Genomic DNA, 17,908 nt, shown 5'->3' with positions numbered 1-17,908 from the left:
AATCATGAAAATGAAATTATTTTATACCCTGCTGGCTTGTCTGCTAACGTTTGGAGCTAGTGCCCAGCAAAACCTGCAATACTCCCAGTACATTTTTAACGGTATGGCCATTAACCCGGCCTATACCGGAAGTAAGAATACAATTAACCTGAATGCTTTTTACCGCTACCAGTGGACAGGTGTGGAGGGTGCGCCTACGATAAAGTCTTTTACAGTGGATGGGGCGCCTACACATGAGCAACTGGGGCTTGGGCTGGAGCTTACGCAATATAAAGCGGGAGCTTATTCAAAGTTTTCTGCCTATGCCAATGCAGCTGCTAAACTACCTGTAAGTGAAGACGGCGTGTTAAGTTTAGGCGTTGCTGCCGGTCTAGTGCAGCACACTATCGATGGTACGCAATTCGGTATTTCAAATGATCCATCAATACCTCCGGGAAAAGACAACACCATTAAGCCCAATGTTAAGTTAGGTTTATATTATCATACGCAAAGGTTTTATGCTGGTGTGTCGACTTCTGAGCTGGTGCAGTATGAGGAGCAAATGCAGATCGACCAGGAAACTAACTTTTACTTTACCTCAGGTTATGTATTCGATTTAGGAACCTTTGTAAAGGTAAAGCCTAGTGTGTTGCTGAAAGACAACTTTAAAGCACCTACCAGCATCGATTTAAACACCTTTGTGCTGCTCGACGATAAGCTGTGGCTAGGTGGTTCTTACAGAACAAGTGCTAACATTTTTTATGATAGCCCGGCTGACATGGCACTGTATAAACGTACTGCTTTTGCCTTTATTGCAGAATTACAGGTTCAGAAGACACTAAGAATTGGCTATGCTTATGATAAAATGCTGAATGATATGAGAGGCTTCCATACACATGAGGTTTCGGTAGGGTACAACTTTGCAAACCCAAGAAAAGAAGCATCAAAAATTATTTCGCCTCAGTATTTTTAACCATCGACCTTTCCAATTATGAAGCTTAAATTTTCTCCTTTTTATATAATTATGGCTGCGATGCTGGGCTTAGCTCCTGCATCGTATGCACAATCCGCTTTACGCACTGCCGATAATCATTTTGAGAATTATGAATATGCTCTGGCGCTGGAGCAGTATAAAGCGGCTATAGAACAGCAAAAACCTGATCTGAAAACAACACAGCGTATAGCAGAAGCCTACCGCCTTACCCGTCGTACCCGGGAAGCTGAGAACTGGTACAGCAAAGTGGTTGCTATAACAGGCCGCGAGCCAGTAAATCTTTACTATTATGCCGAGATGTTGCGTAGCAATGGTAAGTATGAGGAGGCAAAAGCGCAGTATGTACGCTGGGCGCAGGAAGCTCCGGAATCAGAGGCTAAAGCGCATGCGTTGGTGCAAGCCTGTGAGGCAGCTCAGAAATGGATGCAGGAAAGGCCAATGGCCTCTGTGAAAAAAGAAGACAGAATCAGCACAACCAGTTTCTCGGAGTTTAGCCCGATGCCATTTGGTAACGGTATCATCCTTACTTCAGACAGAGGTATTGCAGGCATCAGCAACGACGAAACTTTTGGATGGACAGGAAGGCCGCTTTTACAGTTGTTCACCGCTACAAAAGACGGGCAGGGCAATTGGAGTGCACCTGCTCCACTACGCGAAGTAGCTGAGTCTTCGTTTCATAACGCAACTGCCACTACCCATGGAAATGGGCAGACACTTTACTTTACCAGAACGCATGTAGCCAGTAAAAGTAAGAGTGCTAATCCGGCTGATCCTACCAGTTGGGGAACTGAGTTGAAAAGAAAAAAAGATAAGGTAGGACGCCTGGAAATCTATATGCTGCAGAACCAGGAAGGTAAATGGTCTGGACTTCAGCCTTTCCCACACAACAAAGTAGGTGAATACTCTGCTGGCCATCCTGCTCTTTCGCCAGACGGCCAGGTGCTGTACTTTGTATCTGATATGCCGGGAACATTAGGCGATACAGACATATTCTATTGCAAGCGCAATGCCGATGGCACCTGGGGAACCCCGGTAAATGCTGGTAGTGCCGTTAATACTACAGGGCGTGAAAGTTTTCCGTATGTAGATCAGAATGGCAGACTTTTCTTTGCTTCAGAAGGACACATGGGCATGGGTGGTCTGGATATATTTTCAGCCGAAGGACCGCATGGTGCCTGGACGGGAGTAAAAAACCTGGGCTATCCGGTTAATTCGCCTCAGAATGATTTCGGTATTATGTTCGATAAGGCGGGAGAATCAGGTTTGCTTTCTTCTAATCGTGACGCGCTGAATGGCACAGACGATATCTATAGCTTTCAAATGCTGCTGCAAAAGCCAGTTGTGTTGGCTATCACCACGCTGGAGCAGTCTGATGAGCGTGCTGAGGCTGCACTGCCTCAGACCCGTATAGTTATCAGAAGAAGCGGCACAGACTCAACAGTTGTTACCACCAAAAGCAATGGCCTAGCTTTTGCAAAAGTTTTATCTGACAACATTTATACTTTGTCAGGAGCGAAAACCGGGTATGTATCCCAGTCTGCTGAAGTAAAAGTACCTTTTGAAACGGGCGACACAGTACAAGTAGTGCTGGCTCTGAGCAAGGCTTTTAAAGTAGATGACAGAGGAAACAAAGTAGATGCCAATGATAATATCGTAAATAGCGAAGGGAAGGTACTCGGAACGCTTGACAGAAGAGGAACTGACCAGTTGATCCAGAACAAAATTTACTACGATTTTGAAAAATGGTCGATCCGCCCTGATGCTGCAGAAGAACTTGATAGGCTGGTAACTATTTTAAACGAGAACCCTGATCTGAAGATAGAGGTAGGAGCTCATACAGACAGCCGGGCTAGCAAAGCTTACAATCAGAAGCTCTCTGAAAAAAGAGCCAGAGCGGCCGTTAACTATCTGGTTTCAAAAGGCATTAGCCGTAAACGGTTAGTAGCAAAAGGTTACGGAGAGACGCAACTGCTTAACCACTGTGCAAAGGGAGTGAAATGCTCTATAGAAGAGCATGCACAAAACCGCCGCACCGAATTTAAAATTATAAACTAAACTTATAAGCTTTTATCGCTAAAAGGCTCCGCAGATTCTGTTGGAGCCTTTTTGTTTTATGCCTTACTGATAGCAGGCAGGATTTGCTTCCTCAACCCAACGGCTATAACTTTCGTTGTTGAAGCTGAACTTAGACTAACATGAATAGATCTTTCTACCTCAAAGCGCTGGCCAGCCTGGTGCTGTTGCTTATACAGTACAATCTGTCGGCACAAACTTACATAACCGGGCAAGTACTAGATGGCCGCAGCAGGCAGGCATTAGAAGGGGTAACTGTTACGGCTTCCGCTACAGGCAATCAGGCCACAAGCGATGCACAAGGCCGATTCAGTATACAAAGTCCCGGAACTTCCTTATCCTTGTACTTTAGCCGTTTGGGGTATACCAGCAGGAACATAACAGTTGATGTTGCTACCGGTGAATTACAGGTGCTGCTACAGCCTGCCGCCACAAATTTGTCAGAAGTGGTAGTAACAGGCTACGAAACCAACCGGCCTTTACTGGAAACAGTAGGTGCTTTAAGCGTGGTTACAAGTGAGGTGATCCGGCGGTTCGATGAAAGCTCCCTGGTTCGTGCCGTGAACACTGTTCCCGGAGTGCGTATGGAAGAGAGAGCACCTGCAAGTTATCGTATTTCTATCAGGGGGAGTAGCTTGCGGGCGCCCTATGGGATACGAAATGTAAAAGTATATTTCGGAGATGTGCCTCTTACAGAGGCAAGTGGTGTTACCACGCTTAATTTGATAGACGCAGGCAATATTGGCAATATAGAAGTGCTGAAAGGGCCGGCCGGAAGTGTGTATGGCGCAGGAACTGGCGGCACCTTGTTACTGGAGCCAAAACGTGCTGCACCAGGAGAACATCAACTGGAAGTAGGATCTACAATAGGATCTTTCGGCTTTAACCGATATAATGTAACAGCCTCTACAGGAGGAGCCAAAGCAAATGCCTTGATTCAGTACACCCGCCAGGAGTATGGCGGTTTCAGAGATCAGTCGGCCATGGAGCGGGATGTTTTCATGCTGTCTTCCGAATTTTACCCGACAACAAAGCAAACAATTTCGGCATACTTTGTTTATTCTGATCTGTTTTACCAGCTACCAGGTGGCCTCACAAGAGAACAGTACGACGAGAATCCAAGGCAGGCACGCGGAGGTACGTTCGGGAGCGTGCTTCAGAATGCCTCTATGAATTTAGGAGGTGTAAATGCAGGACTATCGCATGAGTACAGGTTTAGCAACAACTGGCGCAATACGACATCTGTATTCGGGCTTTTTCGCTCACAAGACCATCCCTTCAACACAGATTACGAACGAAATGCAAACCAAGAGTATGGTGCCCGTAGCCGCTTTGCTTATGATACCCGCTTAGGTGGCACAGAGGCAACATTTACAGTAGGTGGAGAATACCAGCGCGGATTTCAGGTAGCGCGAACTTACGATAACAACCAGGGAGCCTTAGGCGCTATCAGGTCTGATGATGAGGTGGTGGCTAAAACAGGTTTACTTTTTGCCCAGGGTGAGTTTAAGCTGCCGGGTAACTGGATTGCAACGGCAGCCCTTAGCTTTAACGATACCCGCTATGAAATAGATCGGTTACTGCTGGCCGCTACCGAAGATGATTACCAGTATGTACGGAATTTCGATGCCATCATCTCGCCGAGAGTGGCTTTATTAAAAAGATTGACAGACCAGATTTCTGTGCATGCCAGCGTTAGCTCAGGCTATTCTCCGCCTACCGAGGAAGAAATTTTGACCTCTAATGGCGAACTGAACGAAGCACTGGAAGCTGAGAAAGGTATAAACTACGAAGCAGGAATAAGAGGCTCTGTATTTAACGGGCGCTTAAGCTTTGACCTGGTTGGCTTTTCGTTCCGCCTGAATGAGACTATTGTGAGCAGGCAGGATGTATCGAGTGTGGCTGTATTTCGGAATGTTGGATCTACTTTGCAAAATGGGTTAGAGGCCAATGTAGCCTATACCGCTGTAGACGATGAAACCCGGGGCTTAAGTTTTCTGCAGCTCTGGACCAGCTATACCTATAATCATTTCCGATTCAGATCTTACCAGCAAGGCGAGACAGACCTATCCGGTAATAAATTAACAGGCGTAGCTCCGCACACTGTTGTATCTGGTCTCGATATGAAGACCAGACCAGGCTTTTACCTGAACCTGACTACCAGCTACTCCGATGTTATACCACTAAACGATGAAAACACTGTTTTTTCAGATGCTTATTTCATAGTAGGCAGTCGTGCAGGAATAAGGCGTGATTTATCGCAGCATTTCGGGATCGATCTTTTTGCTGGTGTTGATAACGCCACAGATAAGAAATATAGCCTGGGGAACGATTTGAATGCTTTTGGTGGGCGATTCTTTCAGCCAGCCCCTCCACGCAACTACTATGGCGGCCTTTCGCTGAAGTATAAACTTTAATGAATAAAAGGCTTTTGTGCTCGTAAAAGATAGTATAGTTTTTCAGATGCTTATCCCGCTATTTTACAGTTCAGACGATGAAACCAAACGATAAAAATGCAGCCTTACCAATAGAGAAGCGGCCTTTCCGGGTGCTGCTAATCTCAGCATCGCAACGCAGACAGTATAACTGCCCGGGCGTAGATTCTAAATCGCGAACGCTGATGCTCCGAATGGCCGAGATGCTGCCGAAGGAGTGGGAGATTGATCTGGAGGATTTAGGAAATGTGTATGCACGGGAGAGAATCCAGAGCTGTAATGCCTGTGTGAGTACCTCTATGGCGCTTTGTGTATGGCCTTGTAACTGCTATTCTAAAAACGATTCGGCTGAACCTGATTTAATGTGGAATTTAGATCTGTATTCCCGGCTGGATATGGCCGATGCCTGGGCCTTTATCGGACCGCATAACTGGTATGGGCCACCTTCCAACCTAAAACTGATGTTTGATCGGCTTGTGTGTATGAATGGCGGCAATCCGAAGGAAGATCTGATTGAGCATAAGAACCCGGAGTTGGCCATGAGGCTGGAGCATTCGGAAGAGTGGGAAACGCTCAGCCAAAACCACCTGGAAGGCAGAACAGCTGCGTTTTTTTGTCATGGAGATGGCGGAGGAGATGAAATAGATGAAACTGGCAGACCTAAAAAGCTGCGACACAAAGCATATTTCGATCCTGAAAAAGAACCTTTTGAAAATGAACGTGAAGCCTACGCGCCTATTGTATGGCAGTGCCGTTACAGCGGCATCGAAGTGCCTGACCAGCTTTGGAGGTACGAGCTGATCGGAAGTGACAAAAAATACTCAGAAAATCAATCTGAGGATATGGTGCAGGATGCTCATTCTATGCAAGCTTTTGATGATTGGGTCGAAGCGTTTGTGTCTTTTGTTGCTAAAAAAGGAAAAGTGCCTCCTGGTAAGTATCGTGCTTACGGCTATGTGCCGCCAAAGCATACCTGGAGCGAAATAAAGTTAGGCTGGCGTGATGCCCGTATGCGACTCGGTATACCGCCTAAAGGTTCTTCGCCGGAAAAGCAGCAAAAGCTGGGGCTAAATAAAGATGCTACCTTGTTTCCAGGAAAGTCTGAGCGCAACCGGAATGGCTAGTACGCCTTAATTTGTGCGGGAGCTAAAAACTTTTTTCTGATTTCTAAAGCTTGTTTTAAATTCCTTAACGGCCTGGTGTGCCCGGGGGATACTGAGCCAGAACCTTTATAACGGCACGGGTTATCTGTGCTTCCTGTAGGTTATCGAGGTTTACTTCACCTTCGGCCCAGCCACGCCAAACTAACTCATTGGTGCTTGCCTCAACCAGATCAATAATCAAAGTGCCTTCGCTATAGGTATCTTTAAAGTTTGGAATTCCTGTAAAGCCATAAGCCATAGTAGAGGCATTATCGCTGTCCATTCTTTGCTCCCCTCCTACTGCAACATAATAAGCCACCAGAATATCCGGGCTATCGGTATCAGTGTCCATGCCTCTTTTCAGGAGTTCGCTTTGAATGGCAGCCCTCACACTTCTGTTGATCAACTCGCGGTTATCCAACTGATAATCCAGGCCGGCTATATCTGTGCTTAACCAGTTATAGGTACGGTATCGTCCAAAGTTAGCTGTAGGATTAAAGTCTTCGTGAACAATCAGAGCAGGAGAGCATGCTGTAGTGAGTGTAAAAAGCAATAGCAGCGGTCTGTACTTTTTACAAAGCATTTGAAAAAGCGAATTTTTTTTGGTCATAGCCTACATGTGTTTACCTGCTATACGCTTTTATCGCGATTATGGCTTTATGCAAGTACTGGTGAAGCAGTGGAATGTTAGCAGCATAAAAAAGCCCCGCAGAAACACTGCAGGGCTTTCAGGGGTAGAAAAGGAAGTGTAGGCTTATCCTACTGCTACCATTTCTTTATCTTGCTCATTATAAGATTCAGTTGGAGCACAAGAGCAAACCAGGTTGCGGTCGCCGTAAGCGCTGTCGATGCGGCTAACAGTTGGCCACATTTTGTTCTCGCGCAGGTATGGAGCCGGGAAAACAGCTTTCTCGCGGCTGTATGGTCGATCCCAGTTCTCTACCAGCACCACTTCCTGTGTATGCGGCGCATGCTTCAGTACATTGTTTTTCTGATCTGCTTTACCGTCCTCAATCTCACGGATTTCTTCACGAATAGAGATCATCGCCTCAATAAACTTATCCAGCTCTTCCTGTGCTTCAGATTCTGTTGGCTCTACCATCAGGGTACCAGCTACCGGGAAAGAAACAGTTGGCGCATGATAGCCATAGTCCATTAAACGCTTGGCAATGTCTTCTACCTCAACACCCGCTTTCTTAAAGCTGCGGCAATCTAAGATCATTTCGTGTGCGCAACGGCCGTTTTTGCCAATGTACAATACTGGGTAATGCTTCTCTAAGCGGGCCTTCATGTAATTAGCATTCAGAATAGCTACTTTTGTTGCTTCAGTTAAACCTTCGCCACCCATCATGGCAATGTAAGCATACGAAATAGGCAGAATAGAGGCAGAGCCCCAAGGAGCTGCAGAAACAGCAGGTATCGCCTGCGCACCACCTGTTTTTACCACCGCGTGGCCAGGCAGGAAAGGAGCCAGATCTTTTACAACACCGATCGGGCCCATGCCAGGACCACCACCACCGTGAGGGATGCAGAAAGTCTTGTGCAGGTTCAGGTGGCACACATCAGCCCCGATGTTGGCTGGAGAAGTCAGGCCAACCTGTGCATTCATGTTGGCACCGTCCATGTATACTCTGCCTCCATTTTCGTGGATGATCTGGCAGATCTCGATGATGCTTTCCTCATATACACCGTGTGTAGACGGGTAAGTTACCATCAAGCAGGAAAGCTCATTTTTATACTGCTCTGCTTTCGCACGAAGATCGGCTACATCGATGTTGCCTCTTTCGTCGCACTTCACGATCACCACTTTCATGCCTGCCATTACAGCAGAAGCAGGGTTTGTACCGTGGGCAGAAGAAGGAATTAGGGAAACAGTGCGGTGATGATCGCCACGCGATTCATGGTAAGCGCGAATCACCATCAGGCCCGCATACTCGCCCTGCGCACCAGAATTTGGCTGCAGCGACATGGCATCAAAACCAGTTACTTCGCACAACCAGGCTTCCAGATCGGCGAATATCTGCTGATAACCTTTCGTTTGGTCAGCTGGAGCAAATGGGTGTAAGCCACCAATCTCAGGCCAGGTAACCGGAATCATTTCGGCTGTTGCGTTCAGCTTCATGGTACAAGAGCCAAGCGAAATCATCGAGTGAACCAATGAAATATCTTTGTTCTCCAGGTACTTCATGTAGCGCAGGATCTCGTGCTCGGAGTGGTGCTTGTTAAACACCTCCTGCTGCAGGTATTCGCTCTTACGAATCAGGCTGTCGGACCAGGTTATTTCTGTTTCGTTTGGTAGCTCATCTATAGCCAGCACATCAGCAGATTTTCCAGCCACTTTTGCAAACACGGCCAAGATGTTTTTCACATCCTGCAGGTCGGTATTCTGGTGAAGCGAAACACCAATGTGATTGCTTTCAAAATAACGGAAGTTGATGCCTGCTGCTTCTGCCTCTGTACGGATGGCAGCTTTTAACTCAGCGCTTTCTACCGCTACTCTTATAGTATCGAAATACTGCTCGTTCTGCTGCTCAAAACCCAAGGCTTTTAAGCCATTGGTTAATTGCTGTGCGAGCGCATGTATGTTTAAGCCAATGTAGCGCAGGCGGCGCGGGCCGTGGTAAACCGCATACATACCAGCAATAACAGCCAGTAGTACCTGGGCAGTACAAATATTGGAAGTAGCTTTCTCGCGACGGATGTGCTGTTCACGTGTCTGCAGGGCCATGCGGTAAGCGCGTTTGCCTTGGGCATCAATCGAAATGCCGATAATACGGCCAGGAATTACACGTTTAAAGGCATCTTTTGTAGCAAAGTATCCTGCATGCGGACCACCAAAACCCATTGGCACACCGAAACGCTGGGTAGATCCAACCACTACATCGGCACCCATTTCTCCCGGAGGTGTTAGTAGCGTTAAGGAAAGTAGATCAGCGGCAACAGCTACCAGTATTTCCTGCTCATGTGCCTGCTTTATAAAATCAGTATAGTCAAAAACTTCGCCATCGGCAGCCGGATACTGCAGTAAAGCACCATATAAAGTAGTGTCGTTGAGGTCTGTTGTGCGGTGGTCGCCGATTACCAGCTCAATGCCGAGTGGCGTAGCGCGGGTATAAAGTACATCTACAGTTTGTGGCAGTACCTGCTCCGATACAAAGAAACGGTTCGCATTTTTGCGGGAGCCTTTGCGTTGTGCATGCAGCATGGTCATTGCTTCAGCAGCAGCAGTGGCTTCATCCAGCAAAGAAGCGTTGGCAATTTCCATTCCTGTCAGCTCCATTACCATCGTCTGATAATTGATCAGTGCCTCTAAACGGCCTTGCGCAATTTCAGCCTGATAAGGCGTATAAGCAGTATACCAGCCCGGGTTCTCCAGAATGTTGCGCTGGATAACGGCTGGCAGAATGGTATCGTGGTAGCCAAGGCCGATATATGATTTGTATAGTTTGTTTTGCTTTGCTATGCCTGCAAACTTGTTTAGAAACTGAGTTTCTGTTAGTGCTTTAGGCAGGTTAAGCGGCTTCTTCAGGCGGATAGCCGACGGAACAGTTTCCTCAATCAGCTGGTCTAAAGATTCAACTCCGATAGTGCGGAGCATGTCCTGCATCTGTTCCTTGTCGGGGCCGTTGTGGCGCTCCTTAAATACATCAGCAGGTTTGGTTTTAAATATCATAGATGATGAATGTGTATTAGGAATTAGTTCAGTTTTTTTCTCTAGAAGATCCGTACCAAGTAGTGCCGAATTTTCTGCAAAAGTACTAGTAATTATTTATTATATTGAAGCATAAAAAACAAATAGTGTTACATGCAGTTTCCTTTAGCCTCATTTAAACTGTTAGTATATGTAACACAAACTTACAGAGCTATTTCAAACTCATCTCCTCAACAATAAAACTTGTATAACAATTCAAGAACTAACAACTCATGCACAAGTTTAAAATTGGAATTATAAAAGAAGGAAAAGTGCCGGTTGATAAGCGCGTGCCTTTAACTCCTAAAAAGTGTGTGGAAGCTTTGGAAAAGTTTAAAAACATGAAGTTGGTGGTGCAGCCAAGCAAAGTAAGATGCTATAAAGATGATGAGTACAGAGAATTAGGGATTTCTTTACAGGAAGATCTGAGCGACTGTGATATATTGATGGGGGTAAAAGAGGTACCTGTAGAGCAGCTGATTCCCAGTAAAACCTACTTCTTTTTCTCCCATACTATAAAAGAGCAGCCTCATAATGCAAAGTTATTAAGAGCGGTTCTGGATAAGAAGATTACGCTGGTAGATTATGAAACACTTACTACAAGGCAAGGGCAACGCCTTGTTGCTTTTGGCAGGTATGCTGGTATAGTGGGGGCATACAATGGTATATTAGCCTACGGTAAAAAGTGGGGGCTTTTTGACCTGAAGCCGGCATACCTTTGCCATGATATGGACGATATGCAGGAGGAGTATTTTAAAGTAAAACTGCCTCCCATAAAAATTGCAGTTACCGGGGGTGGCAGAGTAGCAGGAGGAGCCATGGAAGTGCTGGATAAAATGGGTATCCGGAAAGTAAGCGTTTTCGATTATCTATATAAACAGTTTGATGAGCCTGTTTATGCCCAGCTTCACTCAGGCGACTATAACACACGCCCGGATGTAGAGGTATGGCATGCGCCGGATTTCTATGAGAATCCTCATCTATACAAGTCTACCTTCCGAAAATTTGCCCGCGTAACTGATTTACTGATGGCCTGTGCTTATTGGAACCCGCGTGCTCCCAGACTGTTTTCTGAGGAAGACATAAAACTGCCAGACTTCAAGATCAACACCATTGCAGATATTACCTGCGATGTTTGTGGCTCTATACCTACAACAAAGAAATCTGCCTCTATACCCGATCCAACCTATGATTACAATCCGGAGACTGGAGAACTGGAACCCGCTTATAGCCAGCAAAGCAATATAACAGTTATGGCTGTAGACAACTTACCTTGTGAACTACCCCGCAATGCCTCCCGCGACTTCGGCCGCCAACTGATTGATGTTGTACTTCCTCATTTGTTTAATGGCGATGCAGAGGGTGTGTTAGAAAGAGGAACAATTGCAAAGGAAGGGAAACTGACAGAGCGGTATGCTTATCTGAAAAACTATGCTGCTGTAGCGCGTTGAGTTGTGGCTTTGGCAATGTGAGAAGCAGTTCTAGAGAAATCATAAAACCTCTTATTATTAGGCAGAAGTAGCGGCTCGAAGGACAAGATATTATCTTAACAGCTACGCTTTTTAATATGACTCCAGAAGCTTTAGTTTGAATTTAGCTGTTGTTTTGCCAAGGCGCTGCCTCCGGGTGCGCAGCCTTGGGCACTCATGAAAACCTTGGCTTCTCCGGAACCCCGGGCAGGGGTGCGGGTGTTCTCTTTAAGCGCCCCTGCTGCATCAGGTGCTTGCTTGGGCGCCTTTTCCCATCCCGCTGAAAATTATTTTGAAACCATTGCGGCTGAGGCAGAGGGGCTTAGCCGCTCGGGGGGCTGCCGGGGCTCTTTTTTCAGGGGCCGGCGCTTGCGGGGCGGGGAAAGATTGCTACCTTTGCATCCCCGTTCGGCAGGAGCGGTTTGGCTAACAGGGGCTGCAGGGCACTAAGGTCGAAAATAAAAAGTTGCCTGGTTGCTTGCAAAGCGGGAAAAGGTTCTTACCTTTGCATCCGCTTCGGACGGCAGGTCCGGAAGGGAGCGCCGGAGGCTGCGACGCCGAAGGGCAGGGAAAAAAGAAAAAATATTTTTCGCTTTTGCTTGCGGTTTTATAGAAAGTCCTTACCTTTGCACTCCCTTAACGAAAGGGGCTCAGCAAAGCGAGCGCGACACAGTGCGTCACACGGCAGGGAAGGCTGCCGCAGGCGGGAGGAGGAAGTCCTCCCGGCAAGTTCTTTGAGAGATTGGTTGAGACAGAAATTCAAGGTAAGTCCGCGCGGGTGATCGCAACAGATCAGCTGCGCCGAGGCCCCTTCCCCCGCCGGGGGGAGGGGCGGAAGTGAAAAAGGAAAGCCTGGGTCGGACGAACACATTTGCGGTAGCGATGCTGCATTAAGTAATTTTTACAATGGAGAGTTTGATCCTGGCTCAGGATGAACGCTAGCGGCAGGCCTAATACATGCAAGTCGAACGAGTCCAGGGGCTTCGGTTCCTGGGTTAGTGGCGCACGGGTGCGTAACGCGTATGCAACCTGCCTTCCATAGGGGGATAGCCCACCGAAAGGTGGATTAATACCGCATAAGACAGCGGGGTGGCATCACCCTGCTGTTAAAGCTGAGGCGATGGAAGATGGGCATGCGTGCCATTAGCTAGTTGGCGGTGTAACGGACCACCAAGGCGACGATGGCTAGGGGTTCTGAGAGGATGGTCCCCCACACTGGTACTGAGACACGGACCAGACTCCTACGGGAGGCAGCAGTAGGGAATATTGGGCAATGGCCGCGAGGCTGACCCAGCCATGCCGCGTGCAGGAAGAAGGCCTTCTGGGTTGTAAACTGCTTTTACACGGGAAGAAAACGCCCCTGCGGGGGTAACTGACGGTACCGTGTGAATAAGCACCGGCTAACTCCGTGCCAGCAGCCGCGGTAATACGGAGGGTGCAAGCGTTGTCCGGATTTATTGGGTTTAAAGGGTGCGTAGGCGGCCTGCTAAGTCAGCGGTGAAATCCCGGGGCTCAACCCCGGAACTGCCGTTGATACTGGCGGGCTTGAGTTCGGTAGAGGCGGGCGGAACTCATGGTGTAGCGGTGAAATGCATAGATACCATGAAGAACCCCGATTGCGAAGGCAGCTCGCTGTGCCTGCAACTGACGCTGAGGCACGAAAGCGCGGGGAGCGAACAGGATTAGATACCCTGGTAGTCCGCGCCGTAAACGATGGTCACTCGATGTTGGCGATAGACGGCCAGCGTCCAAGCGAAAGCGTTAAGTGACCCACCTGGGGAGTACGCCCGCAAGGGTGAAACTCAAAGGAATTGACGGGGGCCCGCACAAGCGGTGGAGCATGTGGTTTAATTCGATGATACGCGAGGAACCTTACCTAGGCTAGAATGCGCGTGACGGCCCCAGAGATGGGGCTTCCCTTCGGGGCACAAAGCAAGGTGCTGCATGGCTGTCGTCAGCTCGTGCCGTGAGGTGTTGGGTTAAGTCCCGCAACGAGCGCAACCCCTACCTTTAGTTGCCAGCGGGTCAAGCCGGGGACTCTAAAGGGACTGCCTTCGCAAGAAGCGAGGAAGGCGGGGACGACGTCAAGTCATCATGGCCCTTACGCCTAGGGCTACACACGTGCTACAATGGCGCATACAGAGGGTCGCTACCTAGCGATAGGGTGCCAATCTCAAAAAGTGCGTCTCAGTTCGGATCGGAGTCTGCAACTCGACTCCGTGAAGCCGGAATCGCTAGTAATCGCGCATCAGCAACGGCGCGGTGAATACGTTCCCGGGCCTTGTACACACCGCCCGTCAAGCCATGGAAGTCAGGGAGACCTGAAGCCGGTGACCGTGAAAGGAGCCGTCTAGGGTAAAACTGGTAACTGGGGCTAAGTCGTAACAAGGTAGCCGTACCGGAAGGTGCGGCTGGATCACCTCCTTTCTAGAGACGGCCCGGGCTTTCCCGAGAAGCGAGGGGCAGCGGGCGCGGACAGAGGCCTTGGAGGCCTGTTTCAACCGATCACACTCAAACACGATCACGGCCTATGCAGCAGGCATAGGCTACTATTTGGGGCACCTGAGAGAGAGCGGGGTGAAGGGTTAGACAACCCTTGGCCCTGGACTCTGGACTTGTGCCCTGGGGAAAGTTCTTTGACATGATGGGAGAGAGAGAAAGAAGGACGTTCCGGCCTTAGGGCCGGGACGGAAGAGAAGAGGCGGGCCGCCCCCACGCTTGTGGGGCGGCCGAGAACGCAGAGAAGGGCGCACGGGGGATGCCTAGGCTCTCAGAGGCGATGAAGGACGCGACAAGCTGCGAAAATCCGCGGGGATCGGCACATACGATTTGATCCGCGGGTGTCCGAATGGGGCAACCCAGTGCATTGAAGATGCACTACACCTTCGGGTGGGCGAACCCGGGGAACTGAAACATCTAAGTACCCGGAGGAAGAGAAAATAACAATGATTGCGCAAGTAGTGGCGAGCGAACGCGCAGGAGCCCAAACCAGCGCTGTCACGGCAGGGCTGGGGTTGTAGGACCACGCCGTCGGACCAATGAACGAAGCTTAACTGCCTGGGAAGGCAGGCCGGAGCGGGTGATAGCCCCGTGAGCGCAAGTTGATTGGCCGTAGTGGAATCCTGAGTAGGGCGGGACCGGAGGAATCCCGCCTGAATCCGGCGGCACCATCCGCCAAGGCTAAATACTCCTGAGAGACCGATAGTGAACCAGTACCGTGAGGGAAAGGTGAAAAGCACTCCGAATAGGAGGGTGAAAGAGAACCTGAAACCGTGCGCCTACAAGCGGTCGGAGCCCCTGTGTGGGGTGACGGCGTGCCTTTTGCATAATGAGCCTACGAGTTACTCCTCCCTGGCAAGGTTAAGCGTCTGGAGGCGCGGAGCCGCAGCGAAAGCGAGTCTGAATAGGGCGCAGAGTCAGGGGGGGTAGACGCGAAACTTTGTGATCTACCCATGGGCAGGATGAAGGTTGGGTAAAACCAACTGGAGGTCCGAACCAGTTTGCGTTGAAAAGCATTTGGATGACCTGTGGGTAGGGGTGAAAGGCCAATCAAACTGAGAAATAGCTCGTACTCCCCGAAATGCCTTTAGGGGCAGCGTCGCGGTGGAGTCATGTGGAGGTAGAGCTACCGATAGGACTAGGGGGAGTCACATCCTACCGAATCCTGACGAACTCCGAATGCCACTTGACATACGCGGCAGTGAGGCGCGGGGTGCTAAGGTCCCGCGCCGAGAGGGAAAGAACCCAGACCGCCGGCTAAGGCCCCAAAGTCCACGCTAAGTTGAACAAAGGGGGTCCAGCTGCCCGGACAGCCAGGAGGTTGGCTTGGAAGCAGCCATTCCTTTAAAGAGTGCGTAACAGCTCACTGGTCGAGCGGCAGGGCATCGATAATAATCGGGCATCAAGCGAGGCGCCGAAGCCGCGGATTATGACACGGGTCATACTGGTAGGGGAGCATTCCAAGGACGGCGAAGGCGTCCCGGCAAGGGGCGCTGGAGTGCTTGGAAAAGCAAATGTAGGCATAAGTAACGATAATGCGGGCGAGAAACCCGCACACCGAAAGACCCAGGTTTCCTGATCAACGCTAATCGGATCAGGGTTAGTCGGGTCCTAAGGCCGAGGCGAAGGCTAAGGTCGATGGACAGCTGGTTAATATTCCAGCACCGGCGCGCCATAGCGATGCGGTGACGGAGAAGTGAAAGGACGGCGCACTGACGGAATAGTGCGTTTAACACCGTAGGTATTGGGCCGGTCGTCAAGCACGCCGGGCTAGCCGAAAGTGGAAAGTACTCCAACCCCCCGGGGGCGGAGATCGTCCCTAAGCAGGCTCCCTAGAAAACCCGCTAAGCGTTTAAATGGCGCGCCGCCCGTACCGCAAACCGACACAGGTGGTCGAGGAGAGAATCCTAAGGTGCTCGAGTGAATCACGGCCAAGGAACTCGGCAAAATGGCCCTGTAACTTCGGGAGAAGGGGCGCTTCCTTGCAGCGATGCAAGAAGCCGCAGTGAAAAGGCCCAGGCGACTGTTTAACAAAAACACATGGCTTTGCCAAATCGAGAGATGACGTATAAGGCCTGACACCTGCCCGGTGCCGGAAGGTTAAGAGGGGGGGTTAGCCGCAAGGCGAAGCTCTGAATCGAAGCCCCGGTAAACGGCGGCCGTAACTATAACGGTCCTAAGGTAGCGAAATTCCTTGTCGGGTAAGTTCCGACCTGCACGAATGGTGTAACGATCTGGGCGCTGTCTCAGCCGTGAGCTCGGTGAAATTGTAGTATCGGTGAAGATGCCGATTACCCGCAACGGGACGGAAAGACCCCATGAACCTTCACTACAGCTTAGCATTGCCTCTGGGTCACTCATGTGTAGGATAGGCGGGAGGAGAAGAGGCGGCGTCGCCAGGCGTCGCGGATCCGTCCTTGAAATACCGCCCTTGAGTGGCTTGGAGCCTAACCGCGTGAGCGGGACATTGCTTGGCGGGTAGTTTGACTGGGGTGGTCGCCTCCAAAACAATAACGGAGGCTTTCAAAGGTTCCCTCAGCACGCTTGGTAACCGTGCGCAGAGCGCAATAGCAGAAGGGGGCTTGACTGTGAGGCCCACAAGCCGAGCAGGGCCGAAAGGCGGATATAGTGATCCGGTGGTTCCGCATGGAAGGGCCATCGCTCAAAGGATAAAAGGTACTCTGGGGATAACAGGCTGATCTCCCCCAAGAGCTCATATCGACGGGGAGGTTTGGCACCTCGATGTCGGCTCGTCACGTCCTGGGGCTGGAGAAGGTCCCAAGGGTTCGGCTGTTCGCCGATTAAAGTGGCACGCGAGCTGGGTTCAGAACGTCGTGAGACAGTTCGGTCCCTATCTGTTGCGGGCGTCGGAGATTTGCGGGGCTCTGTCCTTAGTACGAGAGGACCGGGATGGACGAGCCTCTGGTGGACCTGTTGTGCCGCCTGGTGCAGCGCAGGGTAGCTACGCTCGGACGGGATAAGCGCTGAAAGCATCTAAGTGCGAAACCCGCCCCAAGATGAGATCTCCCTTGAAGGGCCGTGGGAGACGACCACGTCGATAGGCCGCAGGTGTAAAGCCGGAGACGGCAAAGCCGAGCGGTACTAATTGCCCGGGCGCGTTCTCCAAGAGGCCGGACACGGCCCGCCGCTTCCCCCCCTTTCCCTCTCCCCCACAAGGTCAAAGACACACCACAGCATCAGGCACGGACAGCAACCGTGCGACGGCAATGGTGGCTATGGCGCCGGTGTTCACCTCTTCCCATCCCGAACAGAGAAGTTAAGCCCGGCTGCGCCGATGGTACTGGGGTCACACCCGGGAGAGTAGGTGGCCGCCAACCACAACACGAAGGGTTACCCCCACAAAGGGTAACCTTTTTTTTATGCCACCACACCCCACACACTGGCCGCGGCAGGGCCAATCCCTTCCCGCTCATGCACGCCCGCATCCGACCCCAGGCAAAGATCTCATTGTTCTTCAGCAGCCGAACCGAGTGCTCCAGAACCCCCTCCAGGTGGAGCCAAGTTTGCTGAAGGAAATCCTTTTTCATCCATATACAGTACTTCACTGTAAGCACTTCTGCCTCATCCGATTTACCAACTTTAATGGTTTTAATAACTGCTCTGAA

The 17,908-nt window shown here is 50.1% G+C and carries 8 protein-coding genes and 3 rRNA genes; 9 read left to right on the top strand and 2 right to left on the bottom strand.

What is annotated here, in order from left to right; genetic code table 11:
- Nucleotides 1-4: 4 nt before the first annotated feature.
- The 4 genes from C1N53_RS16630 (at nucleotide 5) to C1N53_RS16615 (ending at nucleotide 6,605) form a co-directional block, all read left to right on the top strand.
- Entirely contained in the window at nucleotides 5-952 is a 948-nt protein-coding gene (locus tag C1N53_RS16630) for a type IX secretion system membrane protein PorP/SprF (RefSeq protein WP_240773251.1), read from the top strand.
- Nucleotides 953-970: 18 nt separating this feature from the next.
- Nucleotides 971-3,028: an OmpA family protein gene (locus C1N53_RS16625; protein ID WP_137760379.1), complete on the top strand. Its 2,058-nt coding sequence runs from the start codon at nucleotides 971-973 to the stop codon at nucleotides 3,026-3,028.
- 140 nt (nucleotides 3,029-3,168) lie between these two features.
- Nucleotides 3,169-5,463: a TonB-dependent receptor gene (locus C1N53_RS16620; protein ID WP_137760378.1), complete on the top strand. Its 2,295-nt coding sequence runs from the start codon at nucleotides 3,169-3,171 to the stop codon at nucleotides 5,461-5,463.
- A 77-nt stretch (nucleotides 5,464-5,540) separates the two neighbouring features.
- Nucleotides 5,541-6,605 carry an NAD(P)H-dependent oxidoreductase gene (locus tag C1N53_RS16615; protein ID WP_137760377.1) on the top strand — a complete coding sequence of 355 codons (1,065 nt, stop codon included), beginning with the start codon at nucleotides 5,541-5,543 and terminating at the stop codon, nucleotides 6,603-6,605.
- A 64-nt stretch (nucleotides 6,606-6,669) separates the two neighbouring features.
- Here the strand turns inward: C1N53_RS16615 and C1N53_RS16610 are convergent, their stop codons facing one another.
- Both C1N53_RS16610 and gcvP read right to left on the bottom strand, forming a co-directional pair.
- Complete coding sequence (locus C1N53_RS16610; RefSeq protein ID WP_137760376.1) at nucleotides 6,670-7,233, bottom strand: DUF4136 domain-containing protein; 564 nt, start codon at nucleotides 7,231-7,233, stop codon at nucleotides 6,670-6,672.
- A 144-nt stretch (nucleotides 7,234-7,377) separates the two neighbouring features.
- Nucleotides 7,378-10,296: an aminomethyl-transferring glycine dehydrogenase gene (gene gcvP / locus C1N53_RS16605; protein ID WP_137760375.1), complete on the bottom strand. Its 2,919-nt coding sequence runs from the start codon at nucleotides 10,294-10,296 to the stop codon at nucleotides 7,378-7,380.
- 251 nt (nucleotides 10,297-10,547) lie between these two features.
- Between gcvP and C1N53_RS16600 the strand changes: the two genes are divergently transcribed.
- The 5 genes from C1N53_RS16600 (at nucleotide 10,548) to rrf (ending at nucleotide 17,620) form a co-directional block, all read left to right on the top strand.
- Nucleotides 10,548-11,765, top strand: coding sequence for an NAD(P)-dependent oxidoreductase (locus C1N53_RS16600; RefSeq protein ID WP_137760374.1), 1,218 nt, complete (start codon nucleotides 10,548-10,550; stop codon nucleotides 11,763-11,765).
- Between the two features lie 195 nt (nucleotides 11,766-11,960).
- Nucleotides 11,961-12,233, top strand: a complete 273-nt coding sequence (locus C1N53_RS16595) for a hypothetical protein (RefSeq protein ID WP_137757584.1) — start codon at nucleotides 11,961-11,963, stop codon at nucleotides 12,231-12,233.
- Between the two features lie 453 nt (nucleotides 12,234-12,686).
- Nucleotides 12,687-14,210 (top strand): 16S ribosomal RNA (locus C1N53_RS16590).
- A gap of 304 nt (nucleotides 14,211-14,514) precedes the next feature.
- A 23S ribosomal RNA gene (locus tag C1N53_RS16585) occupies nucleotides 14,515-17,408 on the top strand.
- A gap of 100 nt (nucleotides 17,409-17,508) precedes the next feature.
- Nucleotides 17,509-17,620: ribosomal RNA gene (gene rrf, locus C1N53_RS16580) — 5S ribosomal RNA — on the top strand.
- Together the 16S, 23S and 5S rRNA genes form the textbook arrangement of a ribosomal RNA operon.
- Nucleotides 17,621-17,908: the final 288 nt, after the last annotated feature.

This window comes from Pontibacter sp. SGAir0037 (assembly GCF_005491705.1).
Classification (GTDB): domain Bacteria; phylum Bacteroidota; class Bacteroidia; order Cytophagales; family Hymenobacteraceae; genus Pontibacter.
The sequence above is the reverse complement of the archived record's forward strand: the minus strand, read 5'-3'. Positions and strand labels throughout refer to the sequence as shown.

Bases quoted from the DNA above. Each gene is read 5' to 3' on its own strand.
- C1N53_RS16630 (WP_240773251.1), top strand. From the start codon at position 5: ATGAAAATGAAATTATTTTATACCCTGCTGGCTTGTCTGCTAACGTTT.
- C1N53_RS16625 (WP_137760379.1), top strand. From the start codon at position 971: ATGAAGCTTAAATTTTCTCCTTTTTATATAATTATGGCTGCGATGCTG.
- C1N53_RS16620 (WP_137760378.1), top strand. From the start codon at position 3,169: ATGAATAGATCTTTCTACCTCAAAGCGCTGGCCAGCCTGGTGCTGTTG.
- C1N53_RS16615 (WP_137760377.1), top strand. From the start codon at position 5,541: ATGAAACCAAACGATAAAAATGCAGCCTTACCAATAGAGAAGCGGCCT.
- C1N53_RS16610 (WP_137760376.1), bottom strand. From the start codon at position 7,233: ATGACCAAAAAAAATTCGCTTTTTCAAATGCTTTGTAAAAAGTACAGA.
- gcvP (WP_137760375.1), bottom strand. From the start codon at position 10,296: ATGATATTTAAAACCAAACCTGCTGATGTATTTAAGGAGCGCCACAAC.
- C1N53_RS16600 (WP_137760374.1), top strand. From the start codon at position 10,548: ATGCACAAGTTTAAAATTGGAATTATAAAAGAAGGAAAAGTGCCGGTT.
- C1N53_RS16595 (WP_137757584.1), top strand. From the start codon at position 11,961: ATGAAAACCTTGGCTTCTCCGGAACCCCGGGCAGGGGTGCGGGTGTTC.